The organism is Porphyrobacter sp. SLTP (assembly GCF_009905735.1).
Classification (GTDB): Bacteria; Pseudomonadota; Alphaproteobacteria; order Sphingomonadales; family Sphingomonadaceae; genus Erythrobacter.
Genome location: NZ_JAAALE010000006.1, coordinates 116,044 through 142,792, shown reverse-complemented (window position 1 = coordinate 142,792; position 26,749 = coordinate 116,044). Strand labels below are relative to the sequence as shown.

Annotated in this window: 19 protein-coding genes; 18 read left to right on the top strand and 1 reads right to left on the bottom strand. The window is 59.4% G+C overall.

Translation table 11 applies throughout. The features are described 5' to 3' along the window. Window positions 1–29 precede the first annotated feature (29 nt). From GVM20_RS07060 to GVM20_RS06990, 15 genes are all read left to right on the top strand, one after another. On the top strand, window positions 30–467 hold the full coding sequence (locus tag GVM20_RS07060) for an antitoxin Xre-like helix-turn-helix domain-containing protein (protein WP_199799499.1): 438 nt from the start codon (window positions 30–32) through the stop codon (window positions 465–467). After that, window positions 454–1,155, top strand: coding sequence for an RES family NAD+ phosphorylase (locus tag GVM20_RS07055; RefSeq protein ID WP_166546522.1), 702 nt, complete (start codon window positions 454–456; stop codon window positions 1,153–1,155). Before GVM20_RS07060 ends, GVM20_RS07055 begins: the two co-directional genes overlap by 14 nt. A 112-nt stretch (window positions 1,156–1,267) precedes the next feature. Further along, window positions 1,268–3,256: a conjugal transfer protein TraG gene (locus GVM20_RS07050; RefSeq protein ID WP_166546521.1), complete on the top strand. Its 1,989-nt coding sequence runs from the start codon at window positions 1,268–1,270 to the stop codon at window positions 3,254–3,256. Continuing rightward, complete coding sequence (locus tag GVM20_RS07045; protein ID WP_166546520.1) at window positions 3,253–3,642, top strand: CopG family transcriptional regulator; 390 nt, start codon at window positions 3,253–3,255, stop codon at window positions 3,640–3,642. Before GVM20_RS07050 ends, GVM20_RS07045 begins: the two co-directional genes overlap by 4 nt. Window positions 3,643–3,848: 206 nt before the next feature. Next, entirely contained in the window at window positions 3,849–4,436 is a 588-nt protein-coding gene (locus GVM20_RS07040) for a recombinase family protein (RefSeq protein WP_166546519.1), read from the top strand. 214 nt (window positions 4,437–4,650) lie between these two features. After that, on the top strand, window positions 4,651–7,872 hold the full coding sequence (drmD, locus tag GVM20_RS07035) for a DISARM system SNF2-like helicase DrmD (protein WP_166546518.1): 3,222 nt from the start codon (window positions 4,651–4,653) through the stop codon (window positions 7,870–7,872). A gap of 3 nt (window positions 7,873–7,875) precedes the next feature. Beyond that, window positions 7,876–11,760 carry an Eco57I restriction-modification methylase domain-containing protein gene (locus GVM20_RS07030; RefSeq protein WP_353653120.1) on the top strand — a complete coding sequence of 1,295 codons (3,885 nt, stop codon included), beginning with the start codon at window positions 7,876–7,878 and terminating at the stop codon, window positions 11,758–11,760. A gap of 2 nt (window positions 11,761–11,762) precedes the next feature. Beyond that, on the top strand, window positions 11,763–12,506 hold the full coding sequence (locus tag GVM20_RS07025; protein WP_166546517.1) for a hypothetical protein: 744 nt from the start codon (window positions 11,763–11,765) through the stop codon (window positions 12,504–12,506). A 54-nt stretch (window positions 12,507–12,560) separates the two neighbouring features. Further along, the gene (locus GVM20_RS07020) at window positions 12,561–13,667 is read left to right on the top strand and encodes an XRE family transcriptional regulator (protein WP_166546516.1); all 1,107 of its coding nucleotides are present in this window, start codon (window positions 12,561–12,563) and stop codon (window positions 13,665–13,667) included. Between the two features lie 12 nt (window positions 13,668–13,679). Then, window positions 13,680–14,198, top strand: a complete 519-nt coding sequence (locus GVM20_RS07015) for a hypothetical protein (protein ID WP_166546515.1) — start codon at window positions 13,680–13,682, stop codon at window positions 14,196–14,198. Continuing rightward, a complete protein-coding gene (gene drmA / locus GVM20_RS07010; RefSeq protein WP_166546514.1) occupies window positions 14,195–17,671 on the top strand; it encodes a DISARM system helicase DrmA in 3,477 nt (1,158 codons plus the stop codon). The genes GVM20_RS07015 and drmA overlap by 4 nt, the downstream gene beginning before the upstream one ends. Continuing rightward, the gene (gene drmB / locus GVM20_RS07005) at window positions 17,668–19,539 is read left to right on the top strand and encodes an MrfA Zn-binding domain-containing protein (protein WP_166546513.1); all 1,872 of its coding nucleotides are present in this window, start codon (window positions 17,668–17,670) and stop codon (window positions 19,537–19,539) included. Before drmA ends, drmB begins: the two co-directional genes overlap by 4 nt. A 122-nt stretch (window positions 19,540–19,661) precedes the next feature. Next, entirely contained in the window at window positions 19,662–20,879 is a 1,218-nt protein-coding gene (locus tag GVM20_RS07000) for an ABC-three component system protein (protein ID WP_166546512.1), read from the top strand. Continuing rightward, window positions 20,876–21,361, top strand: coding sequence for a three component ABC system middle component (locus tag GVM20_RS06995; protein ID WP_166546511.1), 486 nt, complete (start codon window positions 20,876–20,878; stop codon window positions 21,359–21,361). The genes GVM20_RS07000 and GVM20_RS06995 overlap by 4 nt, the downstream gene beginning before the upstream one ends. Beyond that, complete coding sequence (locus GVM20_RS06990; protein WP_166546510.1) at window positions 21,358–23,316, top strand: DUF3732 domain-containing protein; 1,959 nt, start codon at window positions 21,358–21,360, stop codon at window positions 23,314–23,316. The genes GVM20_RS06995 and GVM20_RS06990 overlap by 4 nt, the downstream gene beginning before the upstream one ends. Before the next feature lie 240 nt (window positions 23,317–23,556). Here the strand turns inward: GVM20_RS06990 and GVM20_RS06985 are convergent, their stop codons facing one another. After that, window positions 23,557–24,498 carry an HNH endonuclease gene (locus GVM20_RS06985; RefSeq protein ID WP_199799497.1) on the bottom strand — a complete coding sequence of 314 codons (942 nt, stop codon included), beginning with the start codon at window positions 24,496–24,498 and terminating at the stop codon, window positions 23,557–23,559. 659 nt (window positions 24,499–25,157) lie between these two features. On the opposite strand from GVM20_RS06985, the gene trbB reads away from it, so the two are divergent. From trbB to GVM20_RS06970, 3 genes are read left to right on the top strand one after another with little or no spacing between them, the layout of a single operon-like run. Further along, window positions 25,158–26,141, top strand: coding sequence for a P-type conjugative transfer ATPase TrbB (gene trbB / locus GVM20_RS06980; RefSeq protein ID WP_166546508.1), 984 nt, complete (start codon window positions 25,158–25,160; stop codon window positions 26,139–26,141). Next, a complete protein-coding gene (locus GVM20_RS06975; RefSeq protein WP_502706188.1) occupies window positions 26,141–26,470 on the top strand; it encodes a TrbC/VirB2 family type IV secretion system protein in 330 nt (109 codons plus the stop codon). The genes trbB and GVM20_RS06975 overlap by 1 nt, the downstream gene beginning before the upstream one ends. After that, window positions 26,470–26,745 carry a VirB3 family type IV secretion system protein gene (locus GVM20_RS06970; protein ID WP_166546506.1) on the top strand — a complete coding sequence of 92 codons (276 nt, stop codon included), beginning with the start codon at window positions 26,470–26,472 and terminating at the stop codon, window positions 26,743–26,745. Before GVM20_RS06975 ends, GVM20_RS06970 begins: the two co-directional genes overlap by 1 nt. Window positions 26,746–26,749: the final 4 nt, after the last annotated feature.

Here is a 26,749-nt window from a genome sequence, read left to right as displayed (position 1 = left end):
TGCGTATATTCGCGTCAGGAGAAACGACCATGGCAAGCGCAGCAATCACCCATCAAGCGGCCCCGGCAGCAGCAGGCCTGCAGACCTTTTCGAGCGACGGCGACCGCAAGCGTCTGACCGGCGCGGCGGTCAAGGCAGTGTTGCGGCTCGTCGATGCCTGGGGTGGCAGCAATGCCGAAGGCGCCGCGTTGCTCGGCGTATCCGAGAGCACGTGGGACCGGATCAAGGCCGGCAAATGGGACGGCACCTTGAGCCAGGATCAGCTGACCCGTGCCTCCGCCCTGATCGGTGTGTTCAAGGGGCTGCATCTGCTGTTTGCCGACGCGATGGCCGACCGCTGGCCGCGCCTGCCCAACCGTGCGCCGGTGTTCGGCGCGAAGTCGCCGGTCGAAGCGATGATCGAAGGCGGCATTCCCCGGATGCTTGAGACCCGGCAGTATATCGACGCGCTGCGTGGCGGGCTCTGAACCGGATTCCGCGCTGCCACTGGTGCGTGAGGCATTCCCCCGCACCATCAGGCTTGTGGCCAGCGCGCGGCTGCGCGAAGCTGTGCTCGCGCCGCTGGCCGACGATCCCGACGAGTTGGCGCTGCTCGCCGAGATCGAAGGCGCGACCAGCGGGCGGTTGGTTGCGGAGGAACGCGGGCTTGGCGCGCTCAGCCCCGAAGAACTGGTTCACGGAGTCCCCCATGCCCGCTTCATCAATGCCAGCTTCGCTTATGCCAAACCGCGTGAGCCGATGCGCTTCAACCCTGCAGACCGCGGTGCATGGTATGCCGCCCTCGCGGTTGAAACCTGTATTGCCGAAGTCGGGCATCACCTGACCAAGGCACTCGCTGACGCAGGCGATTTCAACGCGGTTGTCGAATATGGCGAAATGCTGGCGAGTATGGCCGGCGTGTTCGTCGACCTGCGCGAGGCAGCGGGTCATCCGGCGCTCGATGCCGACCCCGCAACTGGATATGCCGCTGGCAATGTTCTCGCCGCACAGGCACGCGTCGAGGGCCACAATGGCATCATTTATCCTTCGGTACGCCACGCCGGCGGCACCTGCATCGCTGCGCTCTGGCCAAACGTGGTGCAGTCGGTGGTGCAGGGTGCGATGGTTCGGCTGACTTGGTCAGGCACGCCGGTATATACGTGGGAGCCGATCTAGCGATCTGCGCCAGCCTGTCCGTTTCTACGCCAAAGGCTGCAAGCCCCAACTCCCCCCTTGCCAACTTCTCCAAAGCTCACCGACCTAGGCGTGAACGAAGCGGAGTTGCGCCATGTCGGCTGCCAAAATCCTGTGGGGTCAGATCCTCGCGGTACTGATCATCATTGTTGCAAGCGTCTGGTCGGCAACCCAATGGACGGCCTCGGCGCTCGGTTTCCAGCCAGAGCTCGGCGTGCCTTGGTTCCACTTGTTCGGCCATCCGGTCTACCGCCCCTATGACCTGTTCTGGTGGTGGTTCTCGTTCGACGCATACGCTCCAAAGATTTTCGATACCGGGGGGATGATCGCCACCTCGGGCGGGTTCGCGGCAATTGTGGTCGCCATCGCGATGTCCGTCTGGCGCGGCCGCGAGAACCGCAACGCCAACACCTATGGCACTGCTCGGTGGGCGACACGCGATGACATCCGCAAAGCGGGATTATTGGCCGACACCGGGGTAGTGCTCGGACAGTTCCAGAACAACTATCTTCGCCACGACGGGGCTGAACATGTTCTGTGCTTTGCTCCGACACGCTCGGGCAAAGGCGTCGGCCTGGTAATCCCGACCCTGCTGACCTGGCCGGGCTCGGCGATTGTCCACGACATCAAGGGCGAGAACTGGGATGTCACTGCCGGTTTTCGCAGCACGTTCAGCCGTACGCTGTGTTTCGATCCAACCAGTCTTGAATCGTCCGCTTACAACCCGCTGCTTGAAGTGCGCCGCGGCCTCAATGAGGTGCGCGACGTGCAGAACATTGCAGATATTCTGGTCGACCCCGAAGGCAGTCTCGAAAAGCGCAACCACTGGGAAAAGACCAGTCACGCGCTGCTCGTCGGCGCAATCCTTCATGTGCTTTACGCCGGCGCTGACAAATCGCTCGCTGGCGTCGCGGCTTTCCTCTCCAACCCCGACGAGACCATTGAGAACACGCTTTATGCGATGATGGACACCCTGCATCTCGGTGAAGCGGGCCCGCACCCGGTCGTTGCCAGCGCGGCGCGCGAGCTGCTCAACAAGTCTGACAACGAGAGATCGGGCGTGCTGTCGACCGCAATGTCCTTTCTCGGCCTCTATCGCGATCCGGTCATCGCCAAGGTCACCAGCCATTCGGATTGGCGGATCGCCGATCTCGTCAGCGGGCGTCCTACGTCGCTCTATCTGGTCGTGCCGCCGTCCGACATCAGCCGCACCAAGCCGCTGATCCGCCTGATCCTCAACCAGATTGGCCGCCGCCTTACCGAAGAATTCGATCCTGCGACCAAGCGCCAGCGTGTGCTGCTAATGCTGGATGAGTTCCCTGCCCTCGGCCGGCTCGATTTTTTCGAAAGCGCCCTTGCCTTCATGGCGGGCTACGGCCTCAAGGCCTTTCTGATTGCGCAGTCCCTGAACCAGATTGAGCGCGCCTATGGACAGAACAACGCCATCCTCGACAATTGCCATGTTCGCGTTGCGTTCGCGACCAACGACGAGCGCACAGCCAAGCGGGTCTCCGAAGCGCTGGGCACAACCACCGAACAGCGATCGATGAAAAATTATGCCGGGCACAGGCTCTCACCCTGGCTTGGCCACCTGATGATCTCACGCTCTGAAACGGCGCGCGCACTCCTTACGCCGGGCGAGATTCTTCAACTGCCACAGACCGACGAGGTTGTGCTCTTGTCAGGGTCGCCGCCGATCAAGGCCAAGAAGGCACGCTATTATGCCGACCGACGGTTGCAGTCTCGAGTGTTGCCCGCCCCCGAGAACTGCGGCCAGCCTGCGGATGCGCGCGCCACCGACGACTGGAGCGCTCTGCCCCCGATTGAGCCAGACCCCAAATCATCCGAAGACGGTAGCCGTAGGATCGATCCCGCCAATGGCGGCTTGCGGCGCGAGCCTGACCTGCCCGAACATGTCGAAGTGGTTGCGCGGCCCAAGTCTCCTGTAGCGGAATTCGACTTTGCCGAAGCTGACAGCGCAGACGCTGACCAATCAGCCGCGAACAACGAGCGGATCCGGCGCACGATGGAGCGCGGCGCACGGCAGGCCTCGCTCGACCTCGGCGACGGGATCGAACTGTGAAGCTGAAGCGCACTTTCCGACTGCCACCCGATGTGATCGACCAGCTTGCCGAGTTCGCGATCCGCAGGCGTGTCGGTCAGCCCGATGTCGTGGAGGCCGCTCTCAGGTCATTCATGTCGCCAGACAACCCTGAGCAGCTCGAAGCGGCGCTCAGTCGCCGCCTTGACCGCATCGACCGGCGGCTTGGACAGCTCGATCAGCAAACCGAGATCACCACCGAGGCATTGGCATTGTTCGTACGGTTCTGGCTTACCGCCAATCCGCCGCTGCCGGATAGCGGCCTTGCCGCAGCGCAAGCGCAGGGCAAGGAGCGGTATGAAGGGTTTGTCGAGGCGCTCGCTCGAAGGTTGGAGGGCCGTGCCCGATTGGGCGATTTTCGACTTTAGAGGACGGGAGCAATTTCCAACATTGTTGCCTTCCGGTCGACGGACAATTGCGATGTTTGCCCGAAAAGGATCGCTCACCGGACACATTGACCCCGGGAAACTCGAAAGCGCCAGAGACCCCCATTCCCGTCTGAAAAGGTCCTTGCCGCAATTCTCATTAAGATGGTACGCTTTGATTTCTCAAACAGGGGCCTTAATCGGACGAAATGACAGTCACTATCATCGGGTATGCCCGCTGCTCCACCGACAAGCAGGACCTCACCGTCCAGCGCCAGGCGCTGATCGAACTCGGCGTACCCGAGGACCGCATCTACACAGACCGCGGCCTCACCGGCCGCAACCGCGACCGCCCCGGCCTCGCCCAGGCACTGGCCGCGGTCCGGGCCGGCGAAACTCTGGTGGTGCCGAAGCTTGATCGCCTCGCCCGGTCGGTGCCGGACGCGCGGGCGATCGCAGATGAACTGGAGAAACGCGGCGTCAGCCTCGCGCTGGGCAAGCAGGTTTACGACCCCAATGATCCCATGGGCCGGATGTTCTTCAACATCCTCGCGACCTTCGCCGAATTCGAGAGCGACCTCATCCGCCTGCGCACCCGCGAGGGCATGAAGATCGCCCGAGACAAGGGGAAACTCCGCGGCAAGCCGCCCAAACTCTCCGACCTCCAGCAGCGCGAGCTGCTCAAGATGCACGCGACGGGCGAATATTCGATCAGCGACCTCGGCAAACTGTTTAAGGTCTCGCGGCCAACGGTGTATCGGACGATCCGACGCGGTGATAGGGCTGCTAACCCCTGAAATGCGACCAAGCCTCATCTCAACGGGCGACCAGCGCAATCAAGGCTAGACCTAACGCCGGTTCTCAACGCTTTATGGCACTGGCCTGTTGAATGGCGAATATCAGGCTCGCTGAGGCCCATACAGCGTGCTGTTTTGCAAGGTAAGACAAGAGTTTCGTGGTATTGCCTCCATGCAAACGCTAGAGGCCGGGAAATCGGATGGGGCAGGATGAATGAAGGCATTGCCAAAGGCGGGTGAGTTTGTCGATTTGCGCGGTCGGCTATGGTTAGTCGAAGAACAACTGCGCGATGACCCGTCCTTTCCCTCGCTGCGTCTGAGTTGCGTCGATGATGACGCTCAAGGCGAAATCGCATCGATTATCTGGGACACCGAGATTGCCGCTCGCTCTCGAGATGATGAGCTGTGGGACCTAATCGGTGATAGCGGCACCGACGACGCCAAATTGTTCGCGGCCTACCTTCGCACTATCCGCTGGAATAGCTCGACCGCTTCTGATCGTGAGCTTTTCCAAGCCCCATTTCGGGCAGGCATCCGGATGGACGCATACCAGCTCGCCCCACTTAAGAAGGCGCTCCAACTTCCGCGTGTGAATCTGTTGATCGCGGATGACGTCGGCCTCGGTAAAACGATTGAGGCAGGCTTGGTGGTGCGTGAAATGCTGCTGCGGAAGCGGATAGATTTCATCGTAGTGTTAGCCCCGCCTTCGATGACGATACAATGGCAAGACGAGCTTGCCGCTAAGTTCGGCCTCTCTTTCGAAATCATCGACCGCGATCTTTTGGCCGAATTGCGCCGCAAACGAGGCTTTGGAGTCAACCCTTGGGCGGCAGGATCGCGGTTTATCCTTTCACACAAGCTCTTGGGTGACGAAGCATACACGTCGGGACTGCGCGAGATTTTGGGCTCTTTTCAGGCTCGATCTTTGCTGATTCTCGATGAGGCCCACCATTGTGCGCCTGCTGGTGGCGGTCGTTATGCGATCGAAAGCCAGTTCACCAAGGCCGTGCGCGATATTGCAGATCGATTTGAGCACCGGCTCTTCCTGTCCGCCACCCCACATAATGGGCATGCGAACAGCTTCGCGACACTACTTGAGATCCTCGATCCACAGCGGTTCACACGTGGTATGGATGTGCGAGAAGACGAGCTGAAGCCGGTCATGGTCAGGAGGCTGAAGGCTGATTTACGCGCCTTGGGCGAGGCTTTTCCTGAACGCATAGTCGAACGCGTCGCCCTCGGAGGTCTCCGCGAAGATCAGCCTGAGCTAGTTCTTGCCAAGATGCTGTCCGACTATGGCGCGTTACGTGAGCGACGGATTGGCGCGCTGCGTGCAGGCAAAGCCGCACAGGCGCGGCTTTCCTTTGTCGGCTTGCAGCAGCGCCTCCTGTCGTCAATTCCTGCCTTTGCAAAAACTCTCCAAGTCCATCGCAAGAGCCTACAAAAGGTCTTGGAGCAGGGTTCGGATCACATACCGCTCGCCGCAGCAGCAGCCTTTGTCCACGCTCAGCTCGGGGAAGTCGACCTGTCCAGCGGCATGGACGAAGACGCGGCCCTCCGACTTCTCAGCGACGAAGAAGATCAGGGCGCTGATGCCGCTGCAGCACTGGGTACTGCTGAGGCATCACGTGGTCAGCTCGATGGCGAGCTCGCGGCGGTCGATGCCATGATCGCAGTTTCGGAAAAGGCCGCGACTAGCGCAGACGCACGCATCGAGTGGCTGGAAGATTGGATCAATGGAAATATGGTGGCAGATGGTCAGTGGGGCGAGCGCCGTCTGATCATCTTCACCGAGTACGAAGCGACTAGGATCTACATCGAGCGCCAGCTGCGCCGGATCATTATGGGTACGCCCGATCACGACAGTCGGATCGCGACCTTCACCGGCATCACATCGTCCGAGCGTCGAGAAGCAATTAAGCGTGCCTTCAACGACGCAGATTCGTTTTTGCGCATCCTGATCTGCACAGACGCTGCCCGCGAAGGCATCAACTTGCAGCAGCAATGCCATGACCTCGTCCATTTCGATTTACCTTGGAACCCATCGCGGTTGGAGCAGCGAAACGGCCGCATCGACCGTAAGCTTCAACCTGCACCTCAAGTGTTCTGCCGCTACTTCGTGTATGAGCAGCGCCCGGAGGATATTGTTCTCGAAGCACTAGTCAGAAAGACAGATCTCATCCAGCGTCAGTTGGGTTCAGCAGGACAGGTGATCGAAAACCGTGTTGCCCGGCGGATGGCCGATCGAGGCATCCTCCGCTCGGATGCGAAAACCCTTGCCGCTGCGATTGCGAGCGAAGAGGCTGACGAGAAGGTCAACGCCGCAGTTCAGGCCTTGGGCGACCAGCCCAACCAGCGGTTGGCCCGGATAAAGGACGAGCTGGACGATCTGAAGTCGTCACTCGAGGCCGCGCGAAAGCGTGTTGGTGTAGATTCCCATGAACTGGAAGCCGTTTTCGGCCTAGCCCTGTCGAGGGCCGGTGCCGATATGGGGGCTGCGACGGCAAAGTCTGTCCAAGGCACTCGAACCTTTGCGCTTTCACCCGATCTCCCTACATTCACGCAGGACCAAAGCTGGCAACCCGTCTTCGATGAGCTGCGCGAGCGGCGGCAAAAGCCGGGAGAGCGACCCGGTCAATGGCGGACTTCGGAAGATGCCCAAGTTCGCCGGATCAGCTTCTCCCCAGCCATCGACGAACAGGGGCGCGATGCCCCGGGGGTCGTGCAGGTCCATGTCGAGCATAGGTTGGTGCGCCGCCTGCTTTCCCGCTTTCTGACCACGGGGTTTCAGTCCGGCCTCAATCGCGCTTGCGTCATTCGCTCTGCCGGGACGGGGGATCGTGCCGTCCTGCTAGGACGATTGGCCTTGTACGGTCCCAATGCGACCCGCCTTCACGAGGAAATTATCCCGATCGCCGCGGATTGGATTGGCAGCGAAGGGCGGACCGCGTTGCAACCACTTGCAGCCTCGGACGAAGCCGGCGCCTCGGTGATTGCCGAGTTGGAGGCTGCTCTACATGGGATCGACGCCGTTCCCGAGCGCGCCATCGCCCGTTTCACTCCTGGCATTCACGAAGACGTTTTGGATCTTCGCGTCGCTCTAGAGGCCCACGCACAATCGCGCAGAACTGAAGTCGAAAAGGAGTTGACGCAGCGCGGTAAGGAAGAGGCTTCTGCCCTTCGTTCCCTCCTCAAGAGCCAGATTGACCGCATTCGGTCCGAACAGAAAAAAGATGATCGCCAGCTTACCCTTGATTTCGATGAACAGCAGACCCGCCAGCGCGATGCCGATCGCAAGAGCTGGGAGAAAAAGCTCGAACGCCTCACCCACGACCTCGAGACCGAGCCGGAGCGGCTGCGGAACAGCTTCGACATTCGTGCGGCCAGGATCGAGCCGCTCGGTATGGTCTACCTCTGGGCAGGCGAGGAAGGCTAAGTCGTGGCACAACAACTGAAGCCCGAACACGAGTGGCTCGGCCATGTGCAGCCGACCGGCCTTGTCGTCTCGACCCTCGTGCTGGACGAACTGTCGCTGGTTCCGCAGCCTCAGGACGCTGTCGATACCGCGCAGTTTGCCGAGGTTCTCGATGAAACCGGTGGCCCGCTTCTTCCTGATGTATGGGCGCTGCTTCGCGACGTTCTGAAGTGGCCAGAAGCCATGGTCGCCGGCCTCCCCGGCACCGATCCCATTCCGGTAGAGCTTTGCTTCAGCCTGGCCGATCATGAAACCCTGCTTCAACCGACATATGCCCTCAAGGGCCCGCGCGGCGAAGGCTGGCAACTGCTTGTCCGGGTTGAGGACCACGACATCGAGCCTGACAAGCGCGGTGCCCTCTCAGGATGGGAAGCCACCCCGCACCAGCGGTTCGAAAGGCTGCTGCGCGAGACGGGCGTCGGCGCAGGCATTCTCATTACCAACTTCGTGCGCGGCGAACTGGAACAGACCGAACTGCGCCTGATCACCGCGCCGCGCGGGGAAACTTCAGGCTGGATCAGCTGGCCGCTGCGCTCGCTTGCCAGTGTCGCGGGCCGTCCCATGCTGGGCGGGCTCAAGCTGCTGCTCGGCAGCTTCACCCTATTCAATGCGCCGGAGAATGCCCGGCTCCCCGCGCTTTTGCAGGCGAGCCGCGAGCGACAGGCCGAGGTATCGACCAAGCTCGCCGGACAGGTCCTCGCCGCGCTTTATGAGCTGCTTCGCGGGTTTGACGCGGCAGAGGGCGATCTCGTGCGCGAATTCGCCTCGGGCAAGCCTCACCATCTCTATGAAGGGCTGCTCACAGTTCTGATGCGTCTGGTTTTCGTGCTTTATGCCGAAGACCGTGATCTGATGCCGTCTCGCCGCAGTGACGGCGGGCTGGAGCTTTACGAACAGGGCTATTCCGTCCGCGGACTATTTGCCCGGCTCGAAAATGATGCCGCACTCAATCCCGATACGATGGACGAGCGGCGCGGCGCCTGGGGCCAGCTCCTCGCCCTGTTCCGCCTGATTGATCGGGGCCATCCGTCTGGCTTCATGCAGGCACGCGGGGGCAAGCTTTTTGACGAGGCGGTGTTCCCGTTCCTGATGGGCAAGCAATCGGCAGACGAGCCCGATCGCGTGCCGCATGTCTCCGATGGCTGCATTCACCGCATTCTGCAGTCACTGATGATCGTGAACGGTGAGCGGCTGTCCTACCGCACGCTCGACGTGGAGCAAATCGGCTCGGTCTATGAAACGGTGATGGGCTTCACCGCCCAGCTCGCGCAGGGGCGCAGCATCGCGATCAAGGCGGGCAAGAACAACAAGACCCCGGTCTATGTCGATTGCGAGACTCTGCTGGCCGCCGCAGCCAAGGAACGGGAAAAGACCATCAAGGAAACGACCGGGCGCGGCCAGTTGCCCGCTGGGGTCAAGCGCGACCTCAAGGACGCTGACACCGTCGCCGCGATCGAAGCGGCACTGGCCCAGATCGCCGACGAGCGTGGCTCACCCCGAGGCCATGCGGTGTCCGCTGGAACGCCTATCCTGCAACCGACCGACGAACGCCGCCGGACGGGCAGCCACTATACACCGCGCAGCTTGACCGAACCGATTGTGCGGCAGGCGTTGGAACCGGCCTTCGCCCGGTTGGGCGCAGATACGACGCCCGACGAGGTGCTTTCGCTCAAGGTCTGCGATCCAGCCTGCGGATCGGGTGCCTTCCTCGTCGAAGCGACGCGCCAGATCGGCACGCGACTGGTTCAGGCATGGGAAGCGCACAAGGCGCTCAAGCCGCTCATCCCGGCGGACGAGGATGACGACCTTCACGCTCGCCGCCTGGTGGCGCAACGTTGCATCTACGGCGTCGACCGCAACCCGATGGCGACAGATCTAGCCAAGCTGTCGCTCTGGCTGGCGACGTTGGCGCGCGATCATGAATTCAGCTTCCTCGATCACGCTCTGAAGAGCGGGGACAGCCTTGTCGGGCTGAACAAACAGCAGTTGAGTGGCGGCAGTTGGGACAATGCTCCTATCAGGAACTCGTTGATTGGCCAGACCGTCAGCGATCGGGTCGAGAAACTCGCGGCCCACCGTGATGCGATCCGCAATGCACCCGATGATGTTGCGTTGGCCATGCAGGAGTCTCGGCACGCTATTGCAGAGAAGGATGCAGAACAGGTCCGGCTCATTGGTAATGCAATTGTCGCGGCCTTCTTCAAGCACGACAAGCCGAGGAAGCGGTTTGACGAGGTACGCTATGTCACCGCAATGGCAGGCGCCTCGAATTGGTGGGATGGATTGAAGAACATCGCCCTTTCGCTTGAAGCCGGCGAACATTCCATCCGCCCCTTCCATTGGCAGATCGAATATCCAGAAGTCTTCTCGCGTGAAAATCCAGGGTTCGATGCGATTGTCGGCAATCCACCTTTTTTGGGCGGCAAGCGAATTTCAACAACTTACGGAGACACATTCAAGGACTGGCTATCCAGCCTCCATCCCGTAGCGAATCAAAACGTCGATCTTGTCGGCCATTTCTTCCTTCGCGGCTATGGGTTGCTCCGTAATTCGGGAGCCATTGGCTTCGTCGCAACCAATACAATTGGCCAGGGCGCAACTAGGGAAGGCTCTATCCTGCCAATTGTGAAAGCAGGAGGAGAACTCTTCTCTGTAACGCGACGCCTTCGATGGCCAGGTGAAGCTGCTGTAGTCGTATCGATTTTGCATATTTCTAAAGGTGGCGTTGGCGTTCCTATAAAACAGATTGACGGTCGCCATGTGGATAGAATTTCCGCGTTCCTGAATGAAGGATCGACAGATCAGTCGCCAGCGACTTTAACTGAGAACGCTGGTATAGCGTATGTAGGAGCTTACCTACTCGGCAAGGGTCTGGCCATTGACAATGCCGCAGCTGAAAAAGGTGAGTCTATTCCTCATGACGAGATGTCGGCTATCCTTTCTCGGAATCCGTTATCCAGCCTTGTGCTGAAGCCTTTCATCGGAAGTGATGAGATCAACTCAGAGCCTCAACATAAGCCTTCCCGGTATTGCATAGACTTTGAAGGAAGAGAATTAGGCGAGGTAAGAGAAAAATGGCCAGAGCTTATCGAAGTAGTCGAAAAGCTTGTTAAACCTCTAAGGGACAAGCAAAAGCGGTCGGCCCTCAGGGAACGGTGGTGGCTGTTCGCCGAGAGGCAAACATCTCTCTTTACGCGCCTTGGCAATATCGAAACTGCAATTGTTTGTGGGCAAACGGCCAAGTATACTTGTTTTACTATCATGCCGTCCAACATAGTGTTTTCACACAAAACCATCGTCTTTTGCTCTGAGGCGATGGGGCTCTTTGCCGCGTTGCATTCGCGAGTCCATGAGTTGTGGTGCAGAACCTTCGGTCCCACCATGAAGGACGATCCCGTATACACCCCTTCCGATTGTTTCGAGACCTTCCCGCTGCCTCACCGATACGATCAAGAGCCTGAATTAGAGGTAGCCGCTGTTGCCTACCATAGCCACCGAGCAGCCATGATGATTGCCTCAAACAAGGGCATGACCAAGACCTACAACCGCTTCCACGATCCGCATGAAAAAGCTGCAGACATCGTCGAACTGCGCCGCCTCCATGCCATGATGGATGACGCCGTGCTGCGCGCCTATGGCTGGGACGATCTCGCCGCCCGCGCCCATCCCGGCGATCGGGCGAACGGCATCGAGCAAGGCGAAGACGCTCCCCGCTTCCTCACCGGGGACGACGAGGACGATCACAAATACCAGAACCGCCTGTTCTGGCCCTCCCCCTTCCGCGACGAACTCCTCGCCCGCCTCCTCAAACTCAACGAGGAACGCGCAGCGGCCGAGAAGGCTGGCTAATCGTGGCCTGCAGGAATTGCGGATCACCCGCCACAATCAAAGCGCACCTCATTCCTCAAGGCTTCATCCGCGAGGTGCGCGGGGACGATAAAGGACATGCACTGACCAATCGGGATATCTCGTCATTCCAGCCCAGCCAGAACGGCCGTTACGACGATGCGATCCTCTGCGCTCCGTGCGATAATCGCCTCGGCCAGGATGAGAATTATGCCCTACAAACACTTGCTGCTATCCGCAGGGCTGTTCCGCACATCATCGATCGTGCCTTCTATGTTGAAGGTGTAAGCGGTGATCGACTGCTACGTTTCGCGGTAGGGATCGTCTGGAAGTACACCCTGACAAAGCCGCACTATGGCCGGATCCAGCTTGGTCCGTACGGTGAAAAGCTCAAAGACTTGCTTTTCGGAGCCGCGCAGTCGTCGCCTGCGATCGATGCATTTCTGATGAAGCTCCACACCGGTGATGAGGAGCCCATTTTCTACCGCGCGCCATCGCCGGAACGGTACGAAGGCTTGAACTTCGTGCGGTTCTCCGTCGGCGGCTTCATCTTTCTCCTGAAACTGGATCAACGACCTGCGCCGTCGCTGCCCTCATCATCGTGGTTGCGCGGCAATACAGACGTCCTGATCCCGGCCATACCATTTAACAAGATCGAGGAAGGCCGGATGGTGCTGGGAGCCAGGCGCGGGAACGAGCGGCTTGATGCTTATCTCGAGAACGTAAGCCTGAATCCAACGCTGCAATGAAATCTTGCATTTTTCGATTTGCAAGATTATTGAGCGTGTCCAAGGAGTCCCCACATGTCCACCGCACTCATAGGTAAGCGCCTTAAGGCGCTCCGCGATCAGCGCGACCTGAAGCAGGACGACATCGCCGAAATTCTGGGCTTCAAAGACCGGCAGACCATCTCCGCGATCGAGAATGGCGAGCGCAAGGTGAAACCCGATGAACTGCTCACTCTTGTCGAGAAGCTGGGCGTTGATCTCGACTTTTTCACGGATGCTTTGCGGCTTGAAGGCGAAGGCAGGTTCAGCTGGCGGCGCGGGGCGGACGTGCCTGCCGCTAGACTTGATAGCTATGAGCGCCTCTCCGGACGCTGGATTGCTGCCTACCGCGAGCTTTCGCGGAGGACAGGCAATGTCATCCCTTTGATCCGCCCTCAGCTGCCGCTCGACAAGTTTTCGAGCTATGCCGACGCTGCCGAAGCTGGCGAGCGTTTTGCCCGTGAGTTCGACCTCGGTGATGTGCCTTCGGCTCGTTTGGCAGAGGTCATGGAGGGGCAGCTCGGCATTCTCGTCCTCATGGTCGAATCAGCCGACGGCATCTCAGGCGCTGCCTGCTCATTGCCAGAGCTCGGCGCAGTGCTGATCAATCGCCGGGAGGTAAAGGGCCGCCGCCATTTCGATTTGGCGCACGAGCTTTTCCACCTGATGACCTGGGACAAGATGCCTCCTGAACGCAGCGAAGGTCTGGATGGAAGGGGCCACGTTGAGAAGCTCGCAGATCGCTTTGCGTCAGCGCTGCTTATGCCGCGGTGGTTGCTGATCGATGTCGACTGGCGAACCTTGGTGGGCCCAGCACTGCCTGATGCGATTAATGCTCGCGCCACCGCCTTGGGCGTGAGCGCCGAGGCACTTCGCTGGCGGCTCGCCCATACGGGGTTGCTGGCCCAGAAAACTGCAAAGGACATTCCGTCAGTTGATCTTCGGAACAACGGTGCAGTTGATCCTGTGCAGCCGATTGTCCCTCCGCTTTACTCCAAGACCTTCATGTCAGTGATTGCTGAAGCAATCGATGGCGGCTTCATCTCCGTGAGGCGAACTGCGAAGCTGCTCGACACGACGATCGATGGCATAGGCGACCTGATGGTAGCTCACGGGGTCGCCGTGCCCGACACCGTGCGCTGAGAGGGTCTGTGCATGTCGCGCTTCAACGGCTCCGTTCTCGTGGATACCAACACCATTATTGAAGCGCACCGGGTCACGGCATGGAAGGCGTTGACTGGCGGTTATGCCGTCGAAACGGTCGAGGCTGTTCAAGCTGAGACCCACACAGGGTTCCAACGCCGAGATCCTGAGGAGCGGATTGACCAGACTGCGCTACGCGCGTCGCTGAAAGCGACTCATCCGGTCACCTCGGCGCAGAAGGCGAGACTCAAGCTAATGCTGATGGAGCTCGACATAGATCTCGACGACGGAGAATTCGCGCTCTGGGCGCATTTGCTGGAACGTGGGGGCGACTGGCGTCTCTGCGGCCCCGACCGGGCCTCTCTGAAGTTTGGGGTCAAGAATGGCCGACGTGACCGAATGATTTCGCTTGAGGCACTTCTTGCCGACGCAGGTATGGCTAAAACACGCTCTCCCCTGCGCGAGAACCATACAAAGGCTTGGCTTGATCGAGTCCTTGCCGAATATGCGATGGAAGGGCTCAAGCGATGAACAGCATAGAAGTTCGGACGGAACTCTTTCACCGCCTGCGTCGTGACCTCGTGGGACCAGCAGCCCACGCGCCAGACGGCTACAATGACGGCGATCTTGCCGAGGAACGCCTGCGCGACAATCCTTCTCGCTGGTATCTAACCGGCTTCATCGCGCCTTCGGATGAGAGTGAAGAGATCGAAGTCGACCCGATTGAGGGGCAGGACAATCTAGCGCTGGAGCCGGCGGGCAACGGTGCCGGCGGTGCAGCAGGCGACGACGAGACCCCCGAACCACCGAACACGCAGAAGCGCTTTCTTCCTTCGTCGGTCGGCATGACCGCAATTTTGCCGGTCGAGGTCCCTAACATCGAGATCGAGCTGAACTGGGGCGATTATTTGGCAGAGCCCCCATTGCCGGCGGCGGTTCTGGAGGGCAACGACACATCCCAGCCCAACATCGAGTGGGTTAGACGGCCGCGAAGAGTCCGGATGCCAATTCCGGTGCCGCCCTCAGGCGAGTTCCAACGTCACATTGTCCCGGATAGTTCGCCCTTGGGTGTGCCGGGCGGGGGTGCATTGGAGATATCGATCCAGAGCCGGCGAATGACGATCACTCCTCCGGGTGGCAAGGACGTCGAGCAGAACGTCATCAGCGTGTTCGCTACCAACAAACGTCGTTGGGTGACGCGGCGATATGGCGATCTCACCTTTGCGTTCCAGGTGGAGCTTTCGCTGTACTGTGAGGCGGGCTTCTGTCCGCAACATGATTTGTCGCGATACAAAGCGAGCGATCCAGATGACCGCCTTGCTGACCTTCATTACCGCGATGTTGCCGCTTATGCGGTCGGGCGGAATGCAGCGGTCTGTTTCGACAAGGATGAAGATGGTGTCGTCCGAACGGTGCGGACGACTGCCATGCCGAGAGCAGCGGTAGAGCGGGTTGAGCCGACTAAGGTCGATGGCGTCGAGTTCAGCATGCATGAACTCGCGAAGTTAGCTGCGCTTGGAGCATCGGAGCTGACAGAACGGTTGCAGCCGCTGGTCGCTGCCTATTCAAGGTGGACATCCACACAGACCGGATTGAAATCAAAAGACCCTGAAATTGCCGTGGCGGCTCGCCGGGTTGAAGTAGCAGACGGCCTGATCAAGGCACAGGAATCGGCGGCAAGCCGTATTGCGGAAGGAATTCGGCTTCTAGGCAGTGATGACAGAGTTCGTCGCGCCTTCGAGATCATGAACCGCGCGATGGAGATGGCCGCCCGTCAGCGGAATGCTGTCGCACAGGGAGTAGCGCCTGAGGCAACCGGCGCACCAGCATGGCGCCCTTTCCAGCTCGCCTTTGTTCTCTTGAACCTTGCCGGACTCGCTCAAAAGCAGCACGAAGACCGCGAGATCGTGGATCTGCTCTTCTTCCCTACGGGTGGCGGCAAGACAGAGGCCTACCTGGGGCTCGCGGCATTTTCCATTGCATATCGCCGCCTAACCGGGCCCGGTTTGCTTGGTGCTGGGGTTAGCGTCATCATGCGCTACACTTTGCGTCTGCTTACCCTGGATCAGCTTGGACGCGCTGCAGGGCTGGTCTGCGCCCTCGAGCTACTCCGGACTGGTCCAGATTATACGGACAACCGGCGGCAGCTCTTGGGGGAATGGCCCATCGAAATCGGTCTTTGGGTCGGATCTGATGCCTCGCCCAATGCTCTTGGCGGCAAAGGCAATAGTGGCGACGGCACCGCCGTGAAACGTGTCCGCGCATACAAGATGGGTAGAGACAAGCGCGCCCCTGCCCCCATCAAGCAGTGCCCGTGGTGCGGAACCGGGTTTTCTCCAGACAGCTTCCACTGCGTTCCAAACAGCGATCAGCCGAAAAATCTCGAGGTGCGCTGCACAAATGTCGCATGCGCATTCACTGGTGATCGGGCCCTGCCGCTGGTGATCGTCGATGAGTCCATTTACCGGCGCCTTCCTTCCTTCATCATTGCGACAGTCGATAAGTTTGCATCGCTCCCATGGAGAGGTGAGGCGGGCGCCTTCTTCGGCCACGTTGATCGTTACGATGTGAATGGGTTCTATGGCGCCGCCGAGCCTAGAGGCGGGCGACCGCTGGACAACGGCTTCTCTCTCGACCCACCAGACCTGATCATTCAGGACGAATTGCATTTGATTTCGGGCCCGCTTGGCACCGTGGCTGGTCTGTACGAGGCGGCTATCGACCGTTTGGCATCGCGCGAGTGTGCGGGGAAACTTGTTCGCCCAAAGATTGTGGCATCGACCGCAACCGTTCGCCGAGCCAGCGAGCAGATTAAGGCCCTCTTCGATCGGCCAAAAACAGAGATTTTCCCACCACCTGGGCTCTCTCGGACGGATAGCTTTTTTGCTGAAACCGTTGCCGAGGCTCGATCCCCTGCGCGATGGTATACGGGCGTTGCCGCAGGCGGGCGCGGTCCGAAACTGGTCTATCTCAGAACACTGATGTCCGTCTTAGCGGCAGCAGCCTCCTTGGATGATGAGGCCGGTGATGCAGCTGACCCTTACATGTCAGCGCTGTGCTATTTTAACGCGCTCCGTGAGCTTGGTGGCGCTCGACGGATTGTCGAGGACGAAGTCAGAGCTGGTTTGTCCAATTACGGGGATCAGCGCCGCCGCATCTTGCCTAATGCCCAGCCCTTCTCAAATCGGAGCATTGGCGAACCGCTAGAGCTGACCTCTCGGGTCTCAACTGATGAAGTTGCTGAAGCGAAAAAGCGCCTCGAGAGGCCCTTTTCCGACTCTTCGCAACATGTCGATGTTGCTCTGGCCACCAACATGATTTCGGTAGGCCTGGATATCACCCGCTTGGGGTTAATGCTTATGCAAGGCCAACCGAAGACGGCGGCCGAATACATCCAGGCTACGAGCCGGGTCGGCCGAGACCCGAAGCGCCCAGGCCTCGTTCTTGCGGTGTTGAATCTGCATAAGCCCCGTGATCGGATGCACTTCGAACAATTCACCCATTTCCACGAGAGCTTCTATCGAGCGGTAGAAGCCACAAGCGTTACACCTTGGTCCGCGCGCGCCATGGATCGCGCACTCGCGGCGATCGTCGTAGCCTTAGCCAGGCATTTGCAACCGAACTTGACGCCATCATTTGCAGCCCGTGAGATCGCTGACAACGCGGACCTGCAGACACGGATAGCTGATTACCTTTGCGAGCGTTCCGGTGATGCAGTCGTTGGTGGGGCATCCGCACTTCGTCAAAAGGTCAGGGAATTGTTCGCCGATTGGGAAACGCTGGTCGAACAGCAGACCATCGCAGGTGGCTCCTTCTCTTACGACAAACGAGACGCAAGCGGGCTGCTCCACCCCCCCTTGGCGAAAGAACTCAGTGAACTAAGCCAAGAGTATCACAAGTTCACGGCAGGATGGAGCATGCGTGACGTCGAGCCGGCTGTGCGATTGAAGCCAAAGGGGCCTGACGGGCGGCCGATCGGTAACGCAGGAGATTTGAACCTATGAGCCAATCCTCTGCAAAATCCGAGCTTCGCCTCTCTCAGGTCATCACAACCTACGGCCCTGGTGCTATGGTCGACTTGCCGTCCCGTTCCGTTATCATCGGCGGCCTCGATCGGTGGGATATGAGCACCAAGGGTAGCTGGAACTCGATCAGTGAACCTCGCGCGGTGCAATTGCTGGAAGAGCGATTGAGCCAAGAAGGCGGACCAATCGCGCCAGGAACCAAGCTTTCGCTGCGGTCCCCCCCAGTAGATCCAAAGCTTCCGGGACGGGAACCGCCGGGAATTGCCGCGACCATATTCCCTTGCTGGTTCATCGTAAACGAGGATGAGCAAATTCTAGGCGGGCGAAGACGGCGTCTGGTGCATTGGGAGCACCTCGATCCGTCCAGTGGTCGGAACAAGTTCATGTCCGACAAGGGTAAAAAGATCGATGTAACCCCGATCCGCTTCGTTGCTGCATGCAAGAAGGGCCACATTCAGGATATCGATTGGCCCTGGCAAATTCACGTCGGAGAAAAGTGCGCCGAGCCTCTCTGGCTTGAAGAAAAGGGTACGACAGGCGACCCGAGAAACATCCGAATTGTTTGTGGCTGCGGTCGCAGCATTTCCCTCGAAAACGCGCAAGTTTCTGGTCGCTTCGGCCGTTGCCGCGGGAAGCAACCGTGGCTCGATCGCGACGCTGAGGGCGGATGTACTGAGACCTTGCGCTTTTTAACGCGCAGCGCGACGAACGCCTATTTCCCGCAGGTCTTGACGGTTATCTCCCTCCCGGCGGCCGAAGATGAGCTGACCCGCCAGGTTCAGGAGCATTGGGACAAGCTCCGCAAAGTGACGAGCCGAGAGCTGATAGCAGCTCTTCGAATGTTCGATGATCTGATCGCCGAAACCTTCAAAGGCATCGCGGACGATCAACTATTCTATGCAATCGAGCGCCACGAGAAGAACGTACTCCAAAGCCTCGACAAGAAGCCCAAGTACGCGGAATTCGAAATGCTGTCTTCGGGCCGTAAGGTGATCGGAGAAAATCGGAGCGATGCAAAGCTCCACGCAGAAACTCTCGATCGCCATGAGTGGGGCGGGAATGAAATCCGCCTCTCTGGGATCTCATCCGTGGTCAAGGTCCATCGGTTACGAGAGGTATCCTGTCTCTACGGCTTCACCCGCTTTGAGGCGGCACCGACAGCGATCGATGGCGACATAGAAGAAATCAATATCTCGGTCGACGGGGCTTCGCTGGCAAGCGAACTCTCCTGGCTGCCTGCAATCGAGCAGTTTGGCGAAGGAATCTTCCTCACGTTTGACGCTGGTCGGGTAGCGCAATGGCTTGCCAGCCCGGGCGTTCAGGCTCGGGAGGAAACACTGCGCAAAGGCTTCGATAAATGGGCCGAGCGACGCTTCCAAAGCCGCCCCAAGCTTCCGGACTATCCTGGCACCGCCTATTTCATGCTCCACGCCTTCAGCCATTCACTGATGAGCGAAATGGCCTTGGAATGCGGCTACCCAACAACAGCGTTGAAGGAACGGATCTACGCGCTGCCCGGTCAAAACGGGGTGAACCATTACGGCCTTCTGCTATACACAGCTACTGCTGGAGCTCAGGGCACACTGGGAGGATTGCTCGCGATTACCCCGCGGCTTGCGGAGATCGTTTTGCGAACGCTGGACAAGCTTAGAATTTGCTCAAGCGATCCAATTTGTTCTGAAAACAGCCCGGAAAACCATTCCGATGATCGTGCCGTCCACGGAGCGGCCTGTCATAGTTGTCTTCTCATACCAGAAACCAGCTGCGAATCTCGAAACTTGTTTCTGGATAGAGCTCTCGTGAGCAGCACCCTATCGTCCTCCGGGTGCGCCTTCTTCGATATGTAGATATAATTGGGCCGGTCCTCGGGGCCTCCGTGCAGAGGCACAGGCAAGAGTTATGGGGCTGTTGCGCTAACGCGGTCGGTCTGCCATTGCCGAACAGGCATGATAACGGCTAAGTTGTCAGAATGAAGGAAAAAAACGGGACAAGTCATGCCGCCGAGGGTTCCGCCCTAGGGTTTTGGTATCAGTCCCTCTACGCACTGCTGATCCTTCTGGAGCAGGTCTCAGATGACGCTGCAGTCGGAATTGAGCAGCTCGATGACATCGCAATCAAGGCTGATGGTCGTGACCTGCTCTATCAACTGAAACATTCAATTGCAGCCAAACCTTCCCCTGTTGGAATCAAATCTCGATCGCTCTGGCGCACGATCAAGGTGTGGATAGATGCTCTCCCCAACTTGAGCCTAGCGGAAACCAGCCTTCACCTCGTGACGGTAGGCGGAATTGTGAAGAACGATCCGCTTAAGGCACTTGCCGATGCGGACGACAACCGGGAAGCTTTGGCGAACGCCATGGTCGAGGAAGCGCAGCGCGTACTGGACGAGCGGGCTAAAGCCAAAGCAGACGGGAAATCTCCGCTTCCTTACTCCGACAGAAAGGACGGATGTAAGGCATTCTTGTCACTGCCGCCAATGATGCAGCTAAATCTGATACGTCGGATAACACTTAGGGTTGATAGCCCCACCGTAGGCGAAATCGAGGGGAAGATCGAAGGCCGCTTGACTTTGCTACCTGCTGGGCAACGTGCGCTGGTCGCCAGAAAACTGATCGAATGGTGGGACCGGCAGATCGTCTACAGCCTCTGCAACAAGCGTGAGAGGGTCATCGCCCGACCCGAAGTACAGGCGCAAATTAGCGAAATTGTGGGCGAGCTAGATCAAGGCAGATTGTCGGCTGACTTCGAAACCCTGCAGAAGCCGCTCGACTATCAGCCCAATGGCATGCTCACGCGCCAGATCGCGCTGGTAAAAGGCGGCAATGCTGACATTGATAAGGCCATTCGAGAAGAATGGCGCGCCCGCGCACAGCGCGCCCGTTGGGCAACTGAGAACCCAGCGCTGGCAAGCAAGATCCATGATTATGATGCGGTCCTCACCGAGCATTGGTCCGACAGGCACGCCCAAATGGTAGAGGAATGCGGGGACTTCGAGGAGGATGGGAAATGCAAGTCGGGTCTCGATCTTCTTCGCTGGACCCACAATGATGCGCCAATGGCCGTCAGGCCGATCCAAGAGGGCTTCGGCGCCGCCTATTATGTGCGAGGCAGCTATCAGGTGCTGGCTATCGATCTCGAAGTGGGCTGGCATCCTGACTTCAAGAACCTTCTCGAGGACGGTGAATGATCCTCGCACATGACCTCTACGCCGAAACCAATCCGGCATTCTGCACATATGCTCTGGCAGAGTTTCTGAAGGCCTTTACCGAGGTCGACGAGACCGGCGCGGATCTGCCACTCGCCTATCTTGCCTTGCCAATTGCGCTCTCCGATGACCTTGCTGGCTCTTTCGAGGGAACCAACAAGAAAACTGGCCTGCTGCAGTGGCTAGAACGGACCCCACAAATGTCGGTCGCCCTGGCCGAGCGCGTCAATGCTAGCCTCGAGATTGTCACACCGGCCGTCCGCTATGGCTGTTTCGCACAATTGCTTGTTCTTGGACCAGATGGGCGCATTAGGCTCGGTTCGACGAAGGTGAGGGGAACGGCGATCACCAAGCTCGACACCATCTCGGCCGGTGTGATCCGCCGGGCCGGAAGACTGGGGACTTGGTTTGCAATGGCTGGATCGACCCGCAATATCTTCGGGATCTTAGGACTTACCGTATGACCCGCTGGAACATCGCCAATGTGTTTTTCCTCGGAATGTCGGGGCGTCGGCAGGAGATCTCATTCATCCCTGGCGCGGTCAACATCATTACCGGCGCATCAGGGACCGGAAAATCAGCACTGATCAAGGCGATCGACTACTGTCTTGGCTCAAGCAAATGCGAATTACCGGTCCATATTCGGCGGCACGCGATTGCGGTGGGCGTGAAATGGGTGACAGGCGAGGAGGAAATGATCGTCGGTCGGCTTATCCCACCCGATGGCCAAGCGACCAGCACACGAATGTTCGCGACGGCAGGAAAGAACCTACTCCTCCCGACCAGCCTCGACGACTTCGACGGCGCCACCACGCTCGATGCGGCAAAGAGCTTCATTCAGAGAGCTTTCGGCATTGGCGACTTGAGCCATTTGCCGGACGACGCTGGCGAGACAAAGGGCCGAACTAGCGTTCGCCACGTCACGCCCTATCTGTTCGTTACCAAAGAAGTGATCGATAGCGAGACAGTGCTCCTGCATGGCATGGAGCAGCCCGACAAGGCCAAAGACATCGTCGCAACCATGCCATATTTCTTGCGGGCGACGGATGAAGAAAGCGCAATGGCGGAACGCAAGCTCCGTCAGATTCGGCGCGCGCTTGCAGTAGAGGAAGGCCGAGAGCGCAGCCGACGGGCGGCTGAGACGGCACTGAAGCAGCGCGCCGTCGGACTAATCAACGAAGCACATCGCTTTTCACTCGCGGACCAACCAAACAGCGATGCGGACGAAGGCGAACTGCTTGTGCAGTTGAAGGCGATCGCCGAGACCGAAGATGATCCCACCAGTTACCCAAGTGAGGGGGAGATTGGTTACCTCCATGCTACCAGAAAGGAGATATTGGCCGGTCTCACGGCCGCTAGGCGGAAGCGCCAGGCTGCGCGTTTGGCGCTTGCAGATGCCTCGGGTTTTCAAGGAGCCGTCACCCGGCAGCGAAACAAGCTGAATCTTGCAGAACATTTGAAGCTCGGCGAAGCTGCGCATCTCTGTCCGCTCTGTGATGCCCCATCCGAGCGCGGACACGAGACCGCTGCAGCGCTTGCACGTACATTGGCCAAGGTTCGAGATGAAAGCATCGCTGTAGAGCGTGTCCGCCCCCAGCTTGTCGAGCTTGACGACACTCTGACCTCCGAAATCAATCGCCTCAACCGGGATCTGCGAGAGACGGATGAGAAGATCACGAGTTGGCTTCGTCAGACTGATGAGACCCGGCGTCTTGCCAGCGTCGCACAGGCGCGAGCACATCTGCAGGGAAAAATTGCCTTCTTTTTGCAGACCAGCGCAGAAGAACCGAAACAGCTGGGCCCTGATCTGGCGGTGCTTCGAGATGAGATCATTCAGTTGGAGGCACGGGTCGATCGTGAGAGCAGAGATATCCGCCTAAAGCGCGCGGAGAGCAAAATTTCACAGTACGCGTCGGAGGCGCTTGCTTTCCTTCCCACCGTAGCACCCTGTGTTGGTTCGGAGCTCTATTTTTCGTCGAAAGAACCTGAAGTCCGAGTAATTGAAGGCGACGGTAAAGGCACGATGCTGCGAATGCCAGACGTGGGGTCGGATCAGAATTATCTCGCTATCCACATTGCACTCGCTTTCGGACTACAACGTTACTTCGGTGAGGTGGATGCACCGGTGCCCGGTATCCTCGTACTCGACCAGATAAGCCGTCCCTACTTTCCGGCCCAATCAGCGGATGAAGATGAAAAGGCCATATCTGGCGGCGAGGAGGATGAAGATATCATGGCGATGCGTCGCCACATAGATTTCCTTTTCAAGGAAGTTGAGCGTCAACATGGGCTTCAAGTACTTTTGATCGAGCATGCCTATTTTGAAGACGATGTACGCTATGTGGCCGCTACCCGCGAGCGCTGGACGCGCAGTTCGGGCAAAGCATTGATACCGCTCGATTGGCCAATGCGAAGCTGATCCTTGCCTCGATCTTGACCGATCTTCAGGTGCGCAGGGCTTATCCTCCGGTAGCAGACGACCGCCTATCGTTTCGATAAGTCGCTGGGAACGAATGCTTCTAACAGATGCCGCGGATGGCATGTTTCGAAGCAGACGGGCAGAAAGTCGCCCATACGACTCAATTAAGATGTGCACCCTCTGGCTGCGCAATTCGCTCGCGGCCGCCACGCCACAAGCGCGATGCGCGCCGCGAATTGCTCAGCCGCGGCGGCGCATTAGCACCGATCGCGCGCAGCGCCAGGCCGCTTTAAGCGCGGGTCGAATGCGCAGGGGCCAAGGCCGAAAATCCTTGTGGTGGCTGCGTTCGTAACCGACCCTGATCGTGACGGTATCGCCGCGCACCACTTGCCGACCGGTCAGTTCAAGCAGGCCGGTGCGCGGCTTTCCGTAACGTTCCGGATCGGGTGAGCCGGGGACCGGGAACGCAGGAACCGTGATCGGCTTGCCATTCATTGCGGCGTCGTGCTGCTCGGATGGAAGCTGAACTTGGAAGGCTTCCTGACCATAGCCCAACACCAGATACATATAGGGGATGTCGGTGAAGCCGGGCTTTCGCCTGAGCAGCGTCGCCGCGATTACGTCGTTGGGGCGGGGGCCGGGCGTGAAGGTGTAAATGAGCGGAAAGCGGTCGGCGAAAGCCCGCGCGTGGTCTGCGTCCTTGATCCAAGTCATCAGATGCGGAAAGCTGACGACCTCTTCCTCGGGCAGCAAGGTTAGACCGATCTTCATAAACGCCTTGAGGACGCCGACCGGCGTGTAGGGATCACGCTTGAGTGTGAAGGTGACACGCTTGGCTATTTCGTCGAGGACATAGACCGGGTCACCCTCATAGGAGCTGATTTCGAAGCCCTTGTCGCCATGCTCGATTCGCCAGCCCGGCTTGTTGCCACCCTGCTTCAGGGTCGGAACACCATTCTTGCCGCGAATGCGCGACATCGTCCGCATCGGCTTCGACCAGTTGCCAAGGTCGTTCTCGATACCAGAGCCGAAGTCCTCGTTGCAGGTGTCGCACTCATAAGCGCTAGCGATACTCTTGTTACCGATCGCTTCGGGAATCGCGTGGGCGACCTTCTTGAACTTCACCGCCGGCGGCTTCTGGCCACAGAAACGGCAGACCCGCCTCGCCGGATCGCCGAGCATGACCTTGTCACCGGGACGTACCAGCCAAGCCGCAATCTGGTCGTAGCGGGTCTCGTAGAAACGGAGCGCCTTGTCGTTCGAAGTCATCACCAACAGCTATAGCGTTCTTTGCAGGCCAGCGCATTATTCCTTAGGGCACCGGCCGGTCGACAGCGGGCAGCCGAACAGCCTGTCTCGCGTCTCAGAACCCTCCAGATTTGGTCCGATCGAACCGGATTGCCTACTCCGCCGAAGCGATGGCCCAGCTTAGCGAAACCAATTCTTTGAGCGCCGCTTTCGCAACTAGCAGCGTCAGTCAATTATCTGATTTATAGAGCGAATTAGATGTGAGCGGTGCCTTAAAGGAGACGTTGCTGGAGGCACACATCGCCGACTAAAACCGTTGGAAGACATTCCGGTCGATAGATCTGAGCACGCTGGCTGCCATGCCTGAAAGAGCAGCTCTAGTCGGCAAAATCCTTGCTCGCACGGGAGTCGCGATCAATGAGCTGGACGCGGCCGAGGCGTAGGGATCATCATACATTTGCGCCACGATTTCTGCCTTTTCGCTAGACTACCATGATTGCAACAAGCTGTTGCGTATAAGCATTCCAATGTCTCTTTGATCTGCCTCACGAGCGCAGCCGATGATCGGTTGCCTCGCCGACACGAGGCAGTTCATGAGCGTCATCCCCATCCCGTCGCAAGCATCGTCGCGCGGAGCGCGTATGCTGCGCACTGCGCTCGGGCCGGAGATTGCCGCCTGGCTTGAAGATGCCTCGGTCATCGAGGTCATGCTCAATCCTGACGGGCGGCTGTGGATCGACCGGCTCGGAGCCGGGATCGCCGATACGGGGAGCGGGATGTGCGTTGCCGATGGCGAGCGGATCATCCGGCTGGTGGCGCATCATGTCGGAGCCGAGGTTCATGCCAGGGCGCCGCGGGTGTCGGCCGAGCTTCCCGATACGGGTGAGCGCTTCGAAGGTCTGCTGCCACCGGTGGTGGCAGCGCCGATCTTCGCGATCCGCAAGCCGGCCGTCGCGGTGTTTACGCTTGCTGATTATGTCGCGGCGCAGATCATGTCTCCATGGCAGGCCGACGCGCTGGTTCGCGCCGTTGCGGCCCGGAAGAACATCCTGGTCGCTGGCGGCACGTCGACCGGCAAGACCACCCTCACCAACGCGCTCCTGGCTGAAGTCGCCAAGAGTGTCGACCGCGTGGTCCTGATCGAGGATACGCGCGAGCTGCAATGCGCCGCGCCCAATCTCGTGTCGCTGCGCACCAAGGACGGCGTTGCCACGCTCTCCGACCTGGTCCGCTCGGCCCTGCGCTTGCGCCCCGACCGCATCCCGATCGGCGAGGTGCGAGGTGCCGAAGCGCTCGACCTGCTCAAGGCTTGGGGCACTGGGCATCCCGGCGGCGTCGGCACGATCCACGCAGGATCCGCGCTTGGGGTCCTGCGGCGCATGGAGCAGCTCATTCAGGAAAGCGTCGTCACCGTGCCGCGCGCGCTGATTGCCGAGACCATTGATGTGATCGCCGTCCTGGTCCGCGACGGGACCGGGCGGCGGCTTGCCGAACTCGCTGAGGTCACCGGCCTCGATGCCCACGGCGACTATCAGATCCTCCCCATCACACCCCCAGCCACAGGAGTTTCATCGTGATCCGTACCCTATCGCGCGCCCGCGCCCGCCTCTCCGCTGCCATGCTCGGTGGCTTTGTTGCTCTTGCCATCGCGGGGCCTGCTCATGCGGCGGGCTCGTCGATGCCTTGGGAAGCGCCGCTCCAGTCGATCCTCGAGTCCATCCAGGGCCCCGTCGCCAAGATCGTGGCGGTCATGATCATCATCGCCACCGGTCTGGCGCTGGCGTTCGGCGACACCTCGGGCGGTGCACGCCGGATGATCCAGATCGTGTTCGGCCTGTCGATCGCCTTTGCGGCCTCCTCCTTCTTCCTGTCGTTCTTCTCGTTCGGCGGCGGGGCTTTGGTGTGATGGAGACTGCATCACCTGAAGCCGTGCCCGGCTTTGTCGTACCGGTTCACCGCGCGCTGACCGAGCATATCCTGCTTGGCGGCGCCCCGCGCGGGTTGGCGATCGCCAATGCGACGCTGGCGGCCGCGATCGGGCTTGGCCTGCGCCTGTGGATCGCCGGTGTCGTAATCTTCGCGCTCGGCCACATGGTCTCGGTCTGGGCCGCTCGGCGCGATCCGCAATTCGTCGATGTCGCGCGGCGGCATCTGCGCTTTCCCACGTTTCTGAGGGTCTGAGCCC

Excerpts from the sequence above, each read along its gene's own strand:
- GVM20_RS07040 (WP_166546519.1), top strand. The coding sequence starts at position 3,849 with ATGACAGTCACTATCATCGGGTATGCCCGCTGCTCCACCGACAAGCAG.
- GVM20_RS07050 (WP_166546521.1), top strand. The coding sequence starts at position 1,268 with ATGTCGGCTGCCAAAATCCTGTGGGGTCAGATCCTCGCGGTACTGATC.
- GVM20_RS06995 (WP_166546511.1), top strand. The coding sequence starts at position 20,876 with ATGATCCTCGCACATGACCTCTACGCCGAAACCAATCCGGCATTCTGC.
- trbB (WP_166546508.1), top strand. The coding sequence starts at position 25,158 with ATGAGCGTCATCCCCATCCCGTCGCAAGCATCGTCGCGCGGAGCGCGT.
- GVM20_RS06985 (WP_199799497.1), bottom strand. The coding sequence starts at position 24,498 with ATGCTCGGCGATCCGGCGAGGCGGGTCTGCCGTTTCTGTGGCCAGAAG.
- GVM20_RS06990 (WP_166546510.1), top strand. The coding sequence starts at position 21,358 with ATGACCCGCTGGAACATCGCCAATGTGTTTTTCCTCGGAATGTCGGGG.
- GVM20_RS06970 (WP_166546506.1), top strand. The coding sequence starts at position 26,470 with ATGGAGACTGCATCACCTGAAGCCGTGCCCGGCTTTGTCGTACCGGTT.
- GVM20_RS07015 (WP_166546515.1), top strand. The coding sequence starts at position 13,680 with ATGTCGCGCTTCAACGGCTCCGTTCTCGTGGATACCAACACCATTATT.
- GVM20_RS07020 (WP_166546516.1), top strand. The coding sequence starts at position 12,561 with ATGTCCACCGCACTCATAGGTAAGCGCCTTAAGGCGCTCCGCGATCAG.
- drmA (WP_166546514.1), top strand. The coding sequence starts at position 14,195 with ATGAACAGCATAGAAGTTCGGACGGAACTCTTTCACCGCCTGCGTCGT.
- drmB (WP_166546513.1), top strand. The coding sequence starts at position 17,668 with ATGAGCCAATCCTCTGCAAAATCCGAGCTTCGCCTCTCTCAGGTCATC.
- GVM20_RS07060 (WP_199799499.1), top strand. The coding sequence starts at position 30 with ATGGCAAGCGCAGCAATCACCCATCAAGCGGCCCCGGCAGCAGCAGGC.
- drmD (WP_166546518.1), top strand. The coding sequence starts at position 4,651 with ATGAAGGCATTGCCAAAGGCGGGTGAGTTTGTCGATTTGCGCGGTCGG.
- GVM20_RS07000 (WP_166546512.1), top strand. The coding sequence starts at position 19,662 with ATGAAGGAAAAAAACGGGACAAGTCATGCCGCCGAGGGTTCCGCCCTA.